Genomic DNA, 13,147 nt, shown 5'->3' with positions numbered 1-13,147 from the left:
CTTTATTTAGAAGCGCGAAAAATACTCGGTGACAGAGAAGGAGCCGGTTTAGTGATAACGGATGGACAGCCTGGGCATATTGATCAAATCAAGCAGACCAATGCAGGGGCCGTTTATCGGCTGATTGATTTGTTCGGCCCGATATCCCGTATTGAACTGTCTAAGAGGGCGCAATTGGCCCCCGCCAGTATCACCAAGATTGTGCGGGAATTAGTTGAAGCTCATTTGGTAAAAGAAACCGAATATCAAGATGTTGGTAGTCGTGGACGGCCAGCAATTGGTTTGGTTCTGGATACCGAGGCTTGGCATTATGTTTCCGGACGGATTAGCCGGGGTTCGATAACTCTCGCGCTGCGTGACCTCAGCAGTAAACTGGTGGTTGAAGATCAAATTCCCCTACCAGATAGCCACTCAGAGCCCTTACTCAATCGAATTCTCAGCGAAGTCGATCAATTCTTTATCCGCCATCAGGAAAAACTTGAAAGGCTGACAGCTATCGCCATTACCATGCCCGGCATCATCGATGCACCGGCGGGCATTGTGCATAAAATGCCATTTTATGACGTGGACGAGATGCTACTTGGCCCGGCATTGGAGCAGCGAACGGGATTACCGGTTTATCTGCAACATGATATTTGCGCCTGGACGATGGCAGAGGCCTTGTATGGCGCTTCGCGTGGCTGTCAGAATGTGATTCAAGTGGTGATTGACCATAATGTCGGTGCAGGGGTTATTACCGCGGGCAGGGTATTACACGCAGGCAGCCGCAGTGTGGTTGAAATTGGCCACACTCAAGTTGACCCTTATGGCAAACGTTGTTATTGCGGCAATCATGGTTGCCTGGAGACGGTTGCCAGTATTGAGAATATGCTGGAAATTGCCCAACAGCGATTAAATGGCTCAATGAGTTCGTTATTACATGGCTCACCACTGACAGTTGAGTCTTTATGTGATGCGGCTTTGGCCGGTGATCAATTGGCCAAAGATATTATTTTGGGCGTTGGCCACAGTGTCGGGCGCATTATTGCCATTATGGTCAATTTATTTAATCCGGAAAAGATTCTGGTCGGTTCACCATTAAATAAAGCGGCTTCTATTCTGCATCCCGCCATTGCATCTTGTATTCGCCAACAAGCCCTACCTGCTTATAGCGAGCATATTTTGGTTGAGCCAACGGCATTTTTTAATCAAGGGACAATGCCGGGAGCCGCTCTGGTAAAAGAAGCGTTATATAATGGCTCTCTATTGGTGAAATTACTGCAAGGATAGGGCATTACTAATAATTAAGAGTTAATTATTAGTGGGTATATTGGGTGTATTCCCCATATTATTGAGCGTTATCCGCTAAAAACCTCTCTCAGTTCGGCAAAACATTGCGCTAACGCAAGCTGTCTGTGGTCGGCATCGCCTAGACTTTTATCTATGTTACCAATTTCGCTAATATTAGGCGGAAAGACGTGAGTCGAAGTGGCCAGATTGCGGAGTATTGTTATGTTAACGCGTGTTTTTGTGACGGGTACCGACACTGCTGTTGGTAAAACTGTTGTGTCACGGGCCTTACTTCAGGCCTTAAGCCAAAATGGCAGAACAGCTGTTGGCTATAAGCCAGTGGCGACGGAGAGCAAAGAAACTCCCGAAGGATTACGCAACCAAGATGCACTGATTTTACAAGCTTCATCCTCTATTGAAGTGGATTATCAGGAAGTTAACCCATACCCACTGGCGGGGGATGTTATCCATGCCTGCTCCGACACCCTGATTAATTACCATAAAATGACGGAAGGATTGCTGCGATTATCAACTAAAGCCGATACCGTTGTCGTTGAGGGTTGCGGTGGCTGGAAAGTGATGATGAATGACCAACGTTTTTATTCTGACTGGGTAATTCAAGAACAATTACCGGTGATTTTGGTGGTTGGGATTAAATTAGGTTGTATTAATCATGCCTTATTAACTGCTCAAGCTATTCTCAATGATGGTTTGCCGTTATTAGGCTGGGTTGCCAATCGTATTAATCCGGGACTGGCACATTACGCTGAAACTATAGCAATGTTACGCGAACGTTTACCTGCACCACAATTAGGGCAACTACCTTATTTGCCCCATGCAGAACAAAAGCCGTTAGCAAAGTATTTAGATCTCACCGCAATAGCCCAGTAATATATCCATCAAACTTTAATTTAGCGTGAGTGATATACCGAAATAGGGCGTAACCAACGGGCTATTGTTGTCGAAATAACACAGGATAATAGTAGCCCTGGCAACAGGGTATAGGCTCCTGTCATTTCGCACACCATTAGCGCCGCCATAATAGGGGCATGAGTGGTCGCAGCCAGTAATGTCGCCATGCCCGTTAATGCCATTAATAACGCAATATTGTCACCCAACATGGGCCACCAGGCAAATATTTGACCGCATAACATCCCCAACGCCGCACCAACAAACAGTGTTGGCGTAAATACCCCACCGGGAGCACCCGAACCGCTACTGGCCAGTACCGCCAACAACTTACAAACCAAAATACCGCCAATTAACAAAATTCCCGGCGGGGTGGTCAATAATGATTGCACCACACTGTAACCATTGCCCCAAACTTCAGGGAAAATGAGTGATAACAGCCCGACAATCATTCCACCCAGAGCCAATTGCAGCGGCGGTGATAAGTTCAGGGAGCGAAATGCATGCCCACTGGCTGTCATACCTTTAAGGAACAGTGGCCCACAGAAACCGGCGAATAATCCCAATAGTGCCATTAGCAGATATTGTATCGGCCACGGGGATGACAGCGTTTGTACTTGATACAGCGTTTCTTGCCCACCATGTAACAGGTTGGTGGTGAGCAATGCACTGACAGCAGCAATCACCACTGGCCCAAGGGAAGCCAGCATTAATGTACCGAATAGAATCTCCGCAATAAATAAGCTACCGGCCAGTGGTGCATGGTAGGCACTGGCCATACCGGCAGCGGCACCACAAGCGACCCACAGTTTCCATTCCTTAGGTTTTGCATAGCGCTGAGCAAATACAGAAGCGAACAATGCAGCTAACAGCACCATGGCACCTTCACGGCCAATGGCACTGCCGCTGGATACCACCAGTAGTGAAGCCAGAGATTTGATCAAACTGGCAGAAACATCTAATCGACCATCACCGGTTTCAATCGCTTCCATATAATCGGTGGGAGCACTGGGTTTTCGATGTTGATAACGCTGATATACCCACAATAATGAGCCCGCAGCCAATCCCCCTAATGCGGGGGTTAATGCGCGCCGCCAGCCACTAATAGAAGATGCCGCCGCAACCAGGCTGCCGTCGGTACGGGTAAATAATAACCACTCAAGCCCCAACATCGCTTGATGGAACAACCAGACAATTAGCGCAGAAATGATGCCCAGCATGATGGCAATCATCAGGCGGCGTAGCATGGCGCGATAGTAATACCAATGGGCAGGCCGTTTCATATAAAGCAACTGGTGGCAAGTTTAGGGAAAACCATTGTTAATGGTGAGCAAGATAATAGCTAGCGAATATTTATTCATTTTATCAATACTCTAACTCGAGGTGTGACATTAAAAGTCATTCAGGATGATGATTTTAATATCTACAAATGAGTATAAAAAACCTTTATTGATAGATCGCTGCTTATTTCATAAGAACTGGTTAGTACAAGGCGTAGTATTTAAAACTGAGTTGAGGGCGTTCCATAAAGTTTTATATAAATAGTTGTCTCGAGGTCTATATGAAATACAGAATGTTAATGTTATTCGTTCTCCTGCCACTGACTGCTCCTGCATTTGCTTGTATGCATCAACATCAAGCTTGCTATACGAATTGTAAAGCAGCGTTTCCCGATAATCCCGCCGGAGAGTTTTTTTGTGATTTAGGTGGAACACCACCAGTGCCACATTCAGCGGCATACCTGCAAAATAAAGGATTATCCGGATATGAGATGGAGAAAGTCGTTAATAACTTTACTAAAACTCAGCCAGCATTGCAGACGATGAATCTCCGAGGTGATTGATTAACAAATAAATCATGGCATTAATCTGAGTACATTGATGTCAAATGAAGGTAAATACAGTAGGGTGCACTCAAAAGTGCACCCTATACGAGTCAAAAGATTATTCGCTGTCAGTTATACGCGTATAAACAATCTTCTGAGTATCATTTTCACAATGCCCAACCACTTGTCCACCCGCATTTTGTACCTGATCGTTAGGGACGATATCCAGTTTAAAACCAGATTCAGGCACGCCATTATTGATAATCTTTTGCGCGATATCTGCTTTGACACTTTCACAGGATGCCAAAGCAGCCAAAGGGGCCAGAGATAATAACAATGTGCCGATAATAAGCGTTTTTTTCATCATAAAATCCTTATGTGGATGAATAGCTTGCCTAACGTAAGAATAGCGCGGGTTGACATAACCTCAAGTCAATCCGAGCCATTACCGACAATTACGGATTAATCTGGCGACCGGATAGACGATCCAGGCAACGTTCAGTGTTCGGTTCCCAATAGGCATTAAAGTTTGCACTACGATCGCAATTGTCTTTTGCGTCTTCGGCACGATCGTATTTATCAAAATTCTTCTCGACCCGGTTATTCACTTTATTCCGCAAGCGATGGGTATCATCCCACTGTTGCTGGCTTTGGCGCGCTTGTTCTTTTGACATTGGGTCATTGTTCCCGCCAACAGAAACGCAGGTGCTACTCCCAGTACAGGTTGCTGATTGTGCCAACGCGGTGGTTTGCCATGCCAGCGGCAAAGCCAGCAGCGCTACGGGGAGAAAAACGCGCATCAGGCGGGGCAAGCTAGTTATTTTCATCGTCTTAAGTCCTTTATGAGTCGGTGATGCGAAATCATCATATAATTTACTGGCACACCATCAGCGAGAGAAAATTATATCATTGGTCACGGTATATAAACCAGTCAACAACAGCTGACGTATTATCAGGTGTTCTCACGTAGGTCATATAGCCATTTTGGGCTATCGACAAGTAGAGAAGGAGGTTCGTTATGAAAACACGGCGTGAATTTCTGACGATGGTGGCAGGGCTGGGCATTGTGCTCAAATTCAGCGCACCGGTTTTTGCGGCAAGTGCCAATAAAACCAGCGCCAACCAACAGCCGACTGTCGTAGATGGAACTGCAATTACTCAGGTTTATGGTGACGGTGTCCGCTTGACAGGGGTTGCGGTGCAATACAATCAGCCCGTCAATGGTAAGGAGCTGAAGCCAACGGATTTCACGGTTGAAGGTCGTACTGTTACCGATGTATTTACCAGCCATTCAGCGGATCCGGCAGATAAAGCGCCAAGTGGGGAATATGTCATCATCGCTTTATCGCCGGAAGATAAAAACGCCGCTTTAGCTGAAAAGTTGCCGCAACCTAAAAAAGATAAAAGTGAGAATCCAGGGCAAGGCGGGCCAGGTAAGGCAGGGGACATACCGGTTTATGACACGGTCTATCCGGCGGCAGCGGCATCATTTACCCAACTATCTGAACTTCATACCGTTTCCGGTCAGGCTATTTTGCCGAAAGAAAAAGAGCTGGCGACTGATAAGGTGAAAAACCTCATTGTTGATGATTTTAAACAACTGGAATACCGAGATCCTAAGACCGGAAAAACACTAAAATACAATTTATATGTTCCAGCAGGTTACACCCAAGAACACGCATGGCCACTGGTGTTGTTTATGCATGATGCCGGGCAACCAGTGATGTAACCCAAACCACATTGTTTCAGGGATTAGGGGCTATCTCTTGGGCATCGCCAGCAGATCAAGCCCAGCGGCCCTGTTTTATTCTGGCACCGCAGTATGCTGAAATCATCGCTGATGATAATTCGCAGACGTCAGATATGCTGGATACCACCATCGATCTGATAAATGCCCTGTGCCAGCAGTATAATATTGATCGCAAACGTCTTTATGTTACCGGGCAATCCGGTGGCTGTATGATGTCTATTGCTATGAATATCAAATACCCTGATCTTTTTGCTGCATCATTGTTGGTGGCTGGGCAGTGGGATCCCGCACTGGTCAAGTCGTTGGCAGGCCAGAAACTGTGGATTATTGTTTCCCAGGATGATGACAAGGCTTGGCCGGGACAGAATGCCATTATTGATGTGTTGAAAAAAGAAGGCGCAAAAGTTGCTGAGGCCGTCTGGGATGGAACCTGGGATGCGGAACAATTTCGTCGTGCATTCGAAAAAATTGATGCTGAAAATGCGTCGATTAACTACATTACTTTTCGTACAGGAACCGTGGTACCCACAGGCGAATCGATGGCCGGGGCTTCCGGGCATCGAAATACCTGGCGTATTGCCTATAACATCGAACCAGTGCGTGAGTGGATATTCAGGCAACATAAGTAAATTAAGCACACCAGGTGTGTCCGATTGCTGACAAAACCCAACGACTCGATCTTGTAAGGTGAGGACAGGTAGAAGAGTAAAGCGTCCGCGCCATGGATGGCGCGGCTCGAGCCTACAAGGATGCTTGTTTTAACAAAAGAAGTACGGCGTCTTTACGATCTGCCTGTTTTCACCGTGACGGGCACTTTGTCATTAACCTCTCGCACTATGTGTGGTTGTTTTTAAAAGCAGTATCAAAAGGGATATGTGCATGTTAAAGACGTCATTGCTATTTTTTGTCACTGCATTGGCTGAAATTATTGGCTGTTTTTTGCCTTACTTATGGCTGCGCAAAGGGGCAAGCATGTGGTTATTACTACCCGCAGCCGCCAGTCTGGCGCTGTTTGTGTGGTTATTAACCTTGCATCCTGCCGCCAGTGGTCGGGTCTATGCGGCTTACGGCGGTGTTTATGTGGCGACGGCGCTAATTTGGCTGAGAGTGGTTGATGGCGTGAAGTTATCTCTGTTTGATTGGGTTGGTGCGGGAGTAGCGCTGGTCGGGATGTTGATTATTGTTGCAGGCTGGCGGGTCAATTAAGGGTGGGGCGGTGAACGCCCCAAACACAGGTTAACCTTCGCGGTGAATGCTCAATCCGGCAAAAGATTGGCTGACCGGCATCATTTCTAAGGTATTAATATTGACGCGAGCAGGCAATGTGGCCACCCAATATACCGCTTCGGCAACATCTTCTGGTATTAATGGGTTAGCGCCATCGTAGGTCTTATTCACTTTCTCGCCATCGCCTTTAAAACGCACCGCAGAGAATTCCGTGCCACCCACCATACCAGGCTCAATATCCGTGACGCGAATGTGTGTACCATGTAAGTCGGCGCGCAGACCCAGACTGAATTGCTTAACAAAGGCTTTGGTCGCGCCATACACATTACCGCCAGCGTAAGGCCAGTTAGCGGCAGTAGAACCAATATTAATAATATGGCCGACATCGCGTGCCACCATCTCAGGGAGTAATGCACGCGTCATATTCACCAAACCTTTGGTATTGGTATCAATCATCGTATCCCAATCTTCAACATTGGCTTTGTGAGCCGGTTCCAAGCCTAATGCTAAACCAGCATTATTCACCAGCACATCAATATTTTTCAGCTCAGCGGGGAGTTCGTCAATAACATGTTGAATCACCGCGCGATTACGGACATCTAACTGCACAGTATGCAGTTGTTCGCCCAGCTCAGTTTTCAATTCGTCCAACCGCTCCTGACGACGGCCAGTGGCAATAACCTGATGACCGTGACTGATAAATTTGCGGGCGATAGCTTCACCAAACCCGGAGGTCGCGCCTGTAACGAAAACGATCATATTTATTCCTTATTTTTCGCTGCCAATAATTTAATATGAATAACATACTCTTAAGTACTGAGAGACGCCATTGTCCAGCTTTCATTCATTTCAGTCTGGACGGTCTTTTCCGCACTTCATCACCCGCATCACGGCTAAGTGTTAATGTATCCACTATCGATAGTAATGCGACCACACCAATAACCACAAATGCTATCTGGAAGTTTTCCAATGGGATCATTCCTGCCCGATAGGGATGGAACCACTCTGCGATACGCAGAGCCAGAGCGCCGATAGCAATACCCAGTCCCATCGCCAACTGCTGAATCATATTGGAAAAGGTATTGGCACCGCCCATTTTCGGTGCTGGAATTTCAGAATAGGCCAAGGTATTGAGTGCGGTAAACTGCATTGACCGCGTTAATCCGCTGACAAATAGCAGCAATATAATCAATACATAAGGTGTTTCTGGGGTGATCAGCGCACAAGAGAAGATAGTGACCGCATTAAGTAACCCATTGACCAACAAGGTAGAACGGAAACGGAAGCGATATAAGATGGCTGAAGTAAAAGGCTTCATCATCAAGTTACCGGCAAAAACGGCCAGCACTAATAAACCAGCATGAAAAGCGCTCATGCCAAATCCAATCTGGAACAGTAACGGCAGTAAAAAGGGTACGGCACCGATCGCGATTCGGTACAAACTCCCACTCCAAATTGTGACACTGTAACTTTTTATACGTAAGGCCCACAGGTCAATCAGCGGCGTAATCTGCCGTTTGGCGTGATAAACCGCCAAACCACCTAATAGCAGACTGGCACTAATACACAACAAAGGAATCCAGCGTGATAAAGTTTGGCGATTAAATAACTCCAGCCCAAACATTAGGCTGAAACAAGCTGAGCCGGTTAACAAGAAACCCAGCATATCGAAAGATGTCTCTTTTTGTGGTGGTTCCTGTGGGATAAGCCGCCATGCCAGCCATAATCCCAGCATACCCAGCGGAACATTTAAGATAAATATCCAATGCCAGGATGCATAGGTGGTTAGAAATCCACCGACGGGAGGCCCGAGAATCGGGGCGACTAAGCCCGGCCAGGTAATGGTCGCGATAGCTTTAATCAGATCCGCTTTGGAGGTATTGCGCAAGACAATTAGTCGGCCGACCGGCACCATCATCGCGCCGCCAAATCCCTGTAAAACTCTGGCGGCAGTGAATGTTGCAAGATCCGCGCTTAAGGCACAGAGCACTGAAGCCAATGTGAAAATAACCATGGCGGTGGTAAAAACATTGCGCGCACCAAAGCGATTGGCAATCCAACCACTGGCAGGAATAAACACCGTCAGAGTAAGAATATAAGCAGAAATACCAATATTCATATCAATAGGATGCACAGCAAATGCTGAAGCCATTTGCGGCATAGCGGTAACAATCACCGTCGCATCCAGGTTTTCCATAAAGAAAGCGCCCGCGACCAATAAGGGTAGAGCAGGGCCTGGTACTTTTGACGAGGTGATAGCGTTAACCTGGTTCATGCTACAGACCAGGATAAATTTTGGTAACCCACTGATCTAACGAAAAACAGACGTGTTGATGTAAACAATGAAATCACGTTTCAAATCCGGAGAATCTGATGACATATTTCGAGCATACCGGATTAATGTAGGATTAAAAAGGGGGATTTATTGTGACAACGTCACGTAGCACATGCGGTGCTCGAAGACAAAGCTGGCTGTAAATATAACAGCCAGCTTTAACGTTAATACTTGAATCTTCATCGCTACTTTTTCTTATACACATCAGCCGTGGCGTGAATCTTATTATCTGTGTTTGCTGAGGTAATTACATAATAATCTCCGCCTAATTCATCGGCCTTTTTGGACAACTCAGCTTTAGCATCCATGGTGGCTAATTCATTAGCAGTAACGATATTGCCGATTTTTTCATACTGCTGCGGATTATTATTGAGTTCTTCCTTTGTGAGTAATTCGGCTGATATGACAGCGGAAGAGAATGTACCCAGAACAACCAGCATTGCCATTGTTTTCAATATTTTCATAATATTCCTCTGCAAAAAATAATTAACAACATATGAAACCATACTAAGTATTGTTCTCATGTTCTATTTTAGCCAGTCGAACGGGTAGTCTTTCGGATAATTGCACAGCAGATGAAAGAATAAAACAAAAGGGCGTCATGGATGTCATCGATTGGTCTGTGTAATTTGCAGATGCGCAAATCTGGAGAACAGCATTGTCAGATACCCAATATACAGATTGGAGATGAGTCTCAGGTTATCAGTATGGATGGATGATGTTGGACGACCGGTTAAACCACGGATCCTGTCTATGCTTACCTTAGTGCGCATAATGTATATTATGTTAAATTAAATATCAGCACACATACCATACAATCATCATCTGGGTTTTCGTTCAGTGGCCTCTCCTTTTCTATCTGTTGGCCATTACATTAAATGTATGTGTGCTGCTCTTTAACCTTGGACGTATTATCAAGCTGCCGAATCGCCGGAGTAAAACTGGCCGCGATTGTTGCTATCACCACAGCAACGGCGGCGGCTAACAAAACCGTTGAGTTGCCGTAATGCATGGCCAGCGGTCCGGCTGCCAGTTCTCCAACCGGGATCGCCACAAATGACCCCATCGCATCATAGGCATAAACTCGCGCAAGTTTATCGGCAGGAATATGCGTTTGTAGCGAATTGGCCCAAACCACGCCGAACTGCCCAAAGCCGACGCCAGCAATAAAGAAACCAGCCATTAGAACAAATGTCGACGAAATCATACTGAGTAGCACGATAGGTACAGCGCAAAGCGAAACTAATATGACACCAATAAATAGGTCGCGCCGTGGACGCCAGCGTAGAGCAAGAAATGAACCTACAATCAGACCAACGCTCTCCGCTGCAACAATAATGCCCCAACCTGCCCTGCCAAATGATGCATCGGCAATGATTGGGCCAAGAATCATCACTACGCCACTAAAAGCCGCATTAATAATCGTAAACTGGGCGACGATAGCCCAAACCCATGAACGGGCAATGAACTCTTTCCAACCATCGCGCAGATCTTGCAAAATGTTGGTATTCGATTCCAAAGACTGTGTTGAATTGACGCGAATAAAGAAATATAACGGTGCTGCGGCGGCAAATCCCAAAGCATCAACCGCCAAGCCCCATCCCGGCCCGATAGTGCTGGTCAGAATGCCGCCCAATGAGGCACCAATTATCGTTCCAGCATAGACACCCACTTGAATAAAAGCGTTCGCCGCCCTGAGGTTATGCGCAGGTACTGTCTGCGGAACCATGGCCGAAGAAGCTGGTAGTGCGATGCCCGCAGCTGCGCCATTAATCGTTCCCAGTACAGCTAATCCCATGATTGTCGCGCTTCCATCAAGTACCAACCAGGCAACCACCCCCTGGGACAATGCAGCAATGGTAGAGGAAGATAACAAAACAATACTTCGGGAATAGCGATCCGCCAGTACCCCACCAATCAATAAAAAGGCCACATTGAAAATTGAGCGCGCAGCAACAACTAAGCCTAAATCGGTGGCGGAACCGCCAATATCCAAGACAGCAAAAGCCAATGCGATAGGTGCAATGCCATTGCCTAATACAGTGAGAAGCCGGGCGAAGAATAAATTTCTAAACGGTGCATAGTGAAACGGATGCCGAGAAGATGAGATGGAGGTAGTCAGATTCACTCATTTTTCCCCGAACTGAATGTTATTAGCGGTCGCCGTGCTATCGCGATCTTGGTATTTATTCATTTTGGTAACTTTGGATTGCTTAATATTCGGAGTGATTTGAGATCTTACGTTTTTTAAAACGCTATTTCAATATTTTGCTGTGCAATGGGTTAGAGAGTTTATCTAAACCGCAAATTGAAGCGACGAAAATTTTAATTAATTGAATTTAAACGATAATATTTACACGATCGCGCTACGTGAATTCTATACTTTTTGCAGTACCACAAGTGATGCAGAATTCGCGTAGCAGTATTGGAATGTAGTGACTCTCTACCCTTAACATTCATTGTGATTTTGCCTGCGGCGCGTCGAATGTGACTTATAGCACATGCCCGCCTAACTATCTGAGCATCCTGACCGAATCACTCCTCATTCATCTGGAACAATGTGAAGCCGTTGTTTAGTATGTAGGTATTCTGTCTAGCGATCAGCAAATTCTATATTTATGAAAAAACTCATTAAACGGCTTGAGATCATTAAAAGCGGTATTGAGCTTGAAGATGACGACATTATTCGACATCAACTCCCTTATCTTAAAGGTGAAACTCAAGATGCCGTACTGGTTTTTATCGTCATGGCGATCGAACAGGGAAAATTCACCCATGCTCTGGAGGCTATTTCTGCGTGGCTGGGAAGCAAACAAGGAGTCACGCAGTGGCAAGATATCGAACTGTCGGCTTGCAAGCTTGAGTTGAAAGCGCTGGAGGAACAGTTAAGCGATTTAATCGATAAACGTAATGAACGTATTCAGTTGCTAGATGATTTTAATGACCTTTACCTGGTGCGTCTCGGCCCGTTGATGAAGCAAATTCTTAATTTGCGCAAACAGTTGGCGGAAAGTACCTTGCGCAAAGCCGAGGCTGAAGCTCGCCGCAGAGAACGCGATTATCGCAACTGTCAGCAGTATATCTCTCAGGCGATAGATGAGCTTGCTGCATTAAAACAGCGTTGGTTGGAGCTCCCTTCTGTTTCCAATGAATCTATTGAGATAAGAAACCGAATTCAGCAACAGGCAGAATTAATTAACGCATTACTGACTGAAATTAAAGAGTTGGAAAACACCTTTTGTACGCGCAACACTGAATCAACGCGCAAGGCACGTGAAGAAGCCAAAGAGAAATATGAAAGTTATCAGGAAAAACAAACAGATGCCGAGCAACGGCTTAATAATGACAAGAAATTTTCTTCTCACCAGCGTCAGGAACTCAAACGGTTGTGGCGGCAAGCCAGCCGGCTCTGCCATCCAGATTTAGTCGCTGATGAGTTTAAAGAAAAAGCTCATCAGCTGATGGTTCAGCTCAACCAAGCCCGCCAACGTGGTGACTTCCCTGCTATTCACGCATTGCTGGAGAGTTTAAAACAAGGACTTGAGCCATTGATGGCCAGTGATCTTATTGATGATCTTGAGCGGTTGCGGCGTAAAATCGATGAAGTCAGAAAACAAATTGACGCGATATTACACGAACTGAAAGCTCTGGAGGGTGAAGAGTCATGGCGGCTGGCCACTTCTCTTCCTGATAAAGATCAATGGTTTACAGAACAAGAAAATGTATTATCCAAGACGCTTAATATTCTTGAACGGCAAGTCAAAGAAGCATCAACAGTACTGTATGAAGCATGATACTCAAGAGTAAAAGCCCGCTCTATACGGGCTTGTCA

12 protein-coding genes and 1 pseudogene are annotated in these 13,147 nt (G+C 46.0%); 6 read left to right on the top strand and 7 right to left on the bottom strand.

The annotated features are described in order from the left end of the window. The first annotated feature begins 51 nt into the window (after positions 1-51). Both mlc and bioD read left to right on the top strand, forming a co-directional pair. Entirely contained in the window at positions 52-1,269 is a 1,218-nt protein-coding gene (mlc, locus tag QSV56_RS07990; RefSeq protein ID WP_019083124.1) for an ROK family transcriptional regulator Mlc, read from the top strand. A gap of 222 nt (positions 1,270-1,491) precedes the next feature. After that, positions 1,492-2,160, top strand: coding sequence for a dethiobiotin synthase (gene bioD / locus QSV56_RS07985; RefSeq protein WP_046694986.1), 669 nt, complete (start codon positions 1,492-1,494; stop codon positions 2,158-2,160). Positions 2,161-2,180: 20 nt separating this feature from the next. On the opposite strand, the gene clcB is transcribed toward bioD, so the two are convergent. Then, positions 2,181-3,461, bottom strand: coding sequence for a voltage-gated ClC-type chloride channel ClcB (gene clcB / locus QSV56_RS07980; protein ID WP_046694987.1), 1,281 nt, complete (start codon positions 3,459-3,461; stop codon positions 2,181-2,183). Between the two features lie 278 nt (positions 3,462-3,739). Between clcB and QSV56_RS07975 the strand changes: the two genes are divergently transcribed. Then, positions 3,740-4,021, top strand: coding sequence for a hypothetical protein (locus tag QSV56_RS07975; RefSeq protein ID WP_046050918.1), 282 nt, complete (start codon positions 3,740-3,742; stop codon positions 4,019-4,021). Between the two features lie 100 nt (positions 4,022-4,121). On the opposite strand, the gene QSV56_RS07970 is transcribed toward QSV56_RS07975, so the two are convergent. Together QSV56_RS07970 and QSV56_RS07965 are read right to left on the bottom strand one after the other, a co-directional pair. Continuing rightward, positions 4,122-4,367, bottom strand: coding sequence for a DUF1161 domain-containing protein (locus tag QSV56_RS07970; RefSeq protein ID WP_005165762.1), 246 nt, complete (start codon positions 4,365-4,367; stop codon positions 4,122-4,124). Between the two features lie 91 nt (positions 4,368-4,458). Then, on the bottom strand, positions 4,459-4,830 hold the full coding sequence (locus tag QSV56_RS07965) for a DUF1283 family protein (RefSeq protein WP_019079432.1): 372 nt from the start codon (positions 4,828-4,830) through the stop codon (positions 4,459-4,461). 191 nt (positions 4,831-5,021) lie between these two features. On the opposite strand from QSV56_RS07965, the pseudogene QSV56_RS21950 reads away from it, so the two are divergent. Then, positions 5,022-6,382: pseudogene (locus tag QSV56_RS21950) on the top strand (PHB depolymerase family esterase). A gap of 250 nt (positions 6,383-6,632) precedes the next feature. Continuing rightward, entirely contained in the window at positions 6,633-6,959 is a 327-nt protein-coding gene (locus QSV56_RS07950; protein WP_005165757.1) for a YnfA family protein, read from the top strand. Positions 6,960-6,989: 30 nt separating this feature from the next. Here the strand turns inward: QSV56_RS07950 and ydfG are convergent, their stop codons facing one another. The 4 genes from ydfG to QSV56_RS07930 all read right to left on the bottom strand — a co-directional run bounded on the left by ydfG (position 6,990) and on the right by QSV56_RS07930 (position 11,443). Then, entirely contained in the window at positions 6,990-7,739 is a 750-nt protein-coding gene (ydfG, locus tag QSV56_RS07945) for a bifunctional NADP-dependent 3-hydroxy acid dehydrogenase/3-hydroxypropionate dehydrogenase YdfG (RefSeq protein ID WP_019079430.1), read from the bottom strand. A gap of 85 nt (positions 7,740-7,824) precedes the next feature. Further along, complete coding sequence (locus QSV56_RS07940; RefSeq protein WP_301211819.1) at positions 7,825-9,255, bottom strand: MFS transporter; 1,431 nt, start codon at positions 9,253-9,255, stop codon at positions 7,825-7,827. A 245-nt stretch (positions 9,256-9,500) separates the two neighbouring features. Beyond that, positions 9,501-9,779 (bottom strand): DUF1471 family periplasmic protein YahO, encoded by a 279-nt coding sequence (gene yahO / locus QSV56_RS07935; RefSeq protein WP_005169775.1) that lies wholly within the window; start codon positions 9,777-9,779, stop codon positions 9,501-9,503. A 410-nt stretch (positions 9,780-10,189) separates the two neighbouring features. Further along, entirely contained in the window at positions 10,190-11,443 is a 1,254-nt protein-coding gene (locus tag QSV56_RS07930) for an MFS transporter (RefSeq protein WP_019079428.1), read from the bottom strand. 490 nt (positions 11,444-11,933) lie between these two features. On the opposite strand from QSV56_RS07930, the gene QSV56_RS07925 reads away from it, so the two are divergent. Continuing rightward, positions 11,934-13,109, top strand: coding sequence for a DNA repair protein (locus tag QSV56_RS07925; protein ID WP_046694993.1), 1,176 nt, complete (start codon positions 11,934-11,936; stop codon positions 13,107-13,109). Positions 13,110-13,147 lie beyond the last annotated feature (38 nt).

The sequence above is a fragment of the Yersinia sp. 22-579 genome, from assembly GCF_030433455.1.
In the GTDB taxonomy this organism is placed as follows: Bacteria; Pseudomonadota; Gammaproteobacteria; order Enterobacterales; family Enterobacteriaceae; genus Yersinia; species Yersinia enterocolitica.
This window is presented reverse-complemented; position numbering and strand designations above follow the sequence as displayed.

Coding starts and splice junctions, on each gene's coding strand:
- clcB (WP_046694987.1), bottom strand. CDS start 3,461: ATGAAACGGCCTGCCCATTGGTATTACTATCGCGCCATGCTACGCCGC.
- QSV56_RS07940 (WP_301211819.1), bottom strand. CDS start 9,255: ATGAACCAGGTTAACGCTATCACCTCGTCAAAAGTACCAGGCCCTGCT.
- QSV56_RS07950 (WP_005165757.1), top strand. CDS start 6,633: ATGTTAAAGACGTCATTGCTATTTTTTGTCACTGCATTGGCTGAAATT.
- QSV56_RS07965 (WP_019079432.1), bottom strand. CDS start 4,830: ATGAAAATAACTAGCTTGCCCCGCCTGATGCGCGTTTTTCTCCCCGTA.
- ydfG (WP_019079430.1), bottom strand. CDS start 7,739: ATGATCGTTTTCGTTACAGGCGCGACCTCCGGGTTTGGTGAAGCTATC.
- QSV56_RS07975 (WP_046050918.1), top strand. CDS start 3,740: ATGAAATACAGAATGTTAATGTTATTCGTTCTCCTGCCACTGACTGCT.
- QSV56_RS07925 (WP_046694993.1), top strand. CDS start 11,934: ATGAAAAAACTCATTAAACGGCTTGAGATCATTAAAAGCGGTATTGAG.
- QSV56_RS07970 (WP_005165762.1), bottom strand. CDS start 4,367: ATGAAAAAAACGCTTATTATCGGCACATTGTTATTATCTCTGGCCCCT.
- yahO (WP_005169775.1), bottom strand. CDS start 9,779: ATGAAAATATTGAAAACAATGGCAATGCTGGTTGTTCTGGGTACATTC.
- bioD (WP_046694986.1), top strand. CDS start 1,492: ATGTTAACGCGTGTTTTTGTGACGGGTACCGACACTGCTGTTGGTAAA.